A 579-nucleotide genomic window follows, 5' to 3' on the forward strand; every position below is an offset into this window, starting at 1 on the left:
CTCCAAGCAAGAAAAAGCAAGAAAGTGATGACAAGTAAGTTGAGGCGGATTAGTTGTAATCGGGATGGGCCAAAAGGTAAGCCTCAATGGCCTTGAAGAGAGCATCAGCCTTGGCTTTTCCAGTTTTGAGTTCGTCTTGGTTGGGCTCAGCATCTCCTTTTGTTTCGTATTTGACAGTGAGCTTCCCAGCAGACCCTCCATTGGGACCAGCAACCAATTTGGAGTCGAATGTGATCTTCTCCGCCGTGTCTGGCAATGCAGCACCCCCAACCACGCTGTAGCTATATCCCAAGTTCGCCTCATCAATGCTTTCTATTTTGTGCAGCACAAACTTGGTTTCTCCATCCTCAACGAAAGTGATCTTCTTGATGGTTCCTGGGCCACCATTTCCCTCAACGTTTTCAACACTCTTGAAGGAATCAAGAGCCTTTGGGATGACGTTGTCGGCATCTGTAACTAGAGCTTTGTAAAGAGTAGCAGGAGCCACAGGGGAGGTGATTTCGTCCTCGAATGTGAAAATACCCATTTATGATATTTTCTTTTTAATGGAAATGGAAGAATAATAATACTTCTAGTTTG

At 45.1% G+C, this 579-nt stretch carries 1 protein-coding gene; it reads right to left on the reverse strand.

Annotated elements, in window-relative coordinates:
• Positions 1-49: 49 nt before the first annotated feature.
• Positions 50-526: a pathogenesis-related BetVI family protein gene (locus ACYQ28_RS18720; protein WP_460164741.1), complete on the reverse strand. Its 477-nt coding sequence runs from the start codon at positions 524-526 to the stop codon at positions 50-52.
• Between the last annotated feature and the right edge of the window lie 53 nt (positions 527-579).

The organism is Sessilibacter sp. MAH1 (assembly GCF_054658315.1).

Excerpts from the sequence above, each read along its gene's own strand:
- ACYQ28_RS18720 (WP_460164741.1), bottom strand. The coding sequence starts at position 526 with ATGGGTATTTTCACATTCGAGGACGAAATCACCTCCCCTGTGGCTCCT.